A 1,637-nucleotide genomic window follows, 5' to 3' on the forward strand; every position below is an offset into this window, starting at 1 on the left:
CTGGAAGTAAGGTACTTTGACCTCGGTGTTCACCCTGGATAAACCGTTTCATGGGTTTCCCCTGCGATGAGATTCTCAGAAATCATAGCAAGGGTTTGTCCGGGTGTTTTTACACACTCTGGGTCAATAGCAGTCGTTCAGGACAGTACAAACGGCTGACTTTTCACTCTGGCGAAAAAGAGTGAATGAGATATCTTGTCGAGCTGTCGATCCGCTCAACATTCCAAGGAAGCCAATGCTCAGTTCACTCGTATCAAATGGTCAGCCACAAACGCCTGACCGGTTAGAACTGATGGCCCCCTGGTGGAGTTTTACGAAAACAGTCCTGGCTGCGACAGCCCTGTCGTTGGTACGTGACGGGCTCATCGAACTGGACGACCCAATTTCTGATCAGCCTTTCACGTTACGCCAGCTACTGCGGCATGAAGCAGGTCTGGCCGATTACGGCGAACTTGCGGAGTACCACGCCGCTGTTACGAACAGTGAGCCAGCCTGGTCGGCAGATGAAATGATGCAACGCCTTGACGGTGCTCGACTTCGATGCAATCCCGGAACCGATTGGCATTACTCGAATGTTGGCTACTTGCTCATCGGCAGGCTTATTGAACGGCTAACTGATCTGACGCTTGATGATGCGGTGACTCAACGTGCACTTACTCCTCTGGGCCTGTCGAACGTTAGCTTTGCTAAAACGCGAGCAGACTTACAAAAGACCCATCTTGGAAGCACCTCGAATTATGACCCCGCCTGGGTCTATCATGGCTTGCTGATCGGCCCAATTTCCCAAGCAGCGCTATTTCTGGATCGACTCCTCTGCGCAGAACTGCTCTCCACGGGCTTGCTCCAGGAAATGCAGACAGCACGAACATTGGGCGGCCCGATTCCCGGGCGCCCATGGATCATTCCGGGCTATGGCCTAGGTGTGATGCAAGGGTCGATTGACGGCGGACATTCCCTATGCGGGCACACAGGCTGCGGGTCAGGCAGTGTCATTGCTGTCTACCGTATCCGCGACGGCGACGCATCGGCTTGTTGCGCTGTTTTTGAAGCGGGTGCCAGTGAAGGTGCCGTCGAAGCCATCGCTGTGAAACAGCTGATGCAAGTTATGCGCGGTGGCTGACGACGGCTAAGTCCTTTTGGCGTCGACCTCATGATTCGCCGGATGACCGCTTCACGCCCTGAGGAAGTCAGTCAACCAAAATCGAGGTTCTTGAGGAGCGATGAACCACGCGTCCTCAAGGCATTCAAATAGGTGGTTTCATCGTCAGGCGTATTCAACGGAATATTCCATTTAAGAATTTTCTGCCTCGGGCGCACGGAAGGCCTTACTGTAATAGCCGGACTGGTCGAAACAGCAAACCTGCTTCTTGCCGGTTGCAAGCATATCGCAGGCATCACCAATTCGCTTTTCGCGCGTCTTGAGTTGCTTGGCTGAAGTAATCCAGTGGATCCAGTCTACTCGTGCGATGGTCGTTGTATTATTCCAAACTTTACGAGCCTCAGGAGTGGCTGCCAGTGCTTCCTCAAAATCTGCCGGGATGTCAGGCTCGGGTTCCTTTTTCACAGGGGTTAGCTCGAGTGTAACGATATCCCCAACGGCCACACCTGCGGCGTCGAGTAACTCGCTACTTACCTTC

Annotated in this window: 2 protein-coding genes; one reads left to right on the plus strand and one right to left on the minus strand. The window is 53.4% G+C overall.

Translation table 11 applies throughout. From position 1 onward, the window contains the following. Positions 1-235: 235 nt before the first annotated feature. Positions 236-1,120, plus strand: coding sequence for a serine hydrolase domain-containing protein (locus ACRESJ_RS31475; protein WP_431761390.1), 885 nt, complete (start codon positions 236-238; stop codon positions 1,118-1,120). A 171-nt stretch (positions 1,121-1,291) separates the two neighbouring features. Here the strand turns inward: ACRESJ_RS31475 and ACRESJ_RS31480 are convergent. Then, positions 1,292-1,637: YdeI/OmpD-associated family protein (locus ACRESJ_RS31480; RefSeq protein ID WP_431761389.1), on the minus strand; the 346-nt coding region annotated here is incomplete at its 5' end.

The organism is Pseudomonas sp. (assembly GCF_050739655.1).
Taxonomy (GTDB): Bacteria; Pseudomonadota; Gammaproteobacteria; order Pseudomonadales; family Pseudomonadaceae; genus Aquipseudomonas.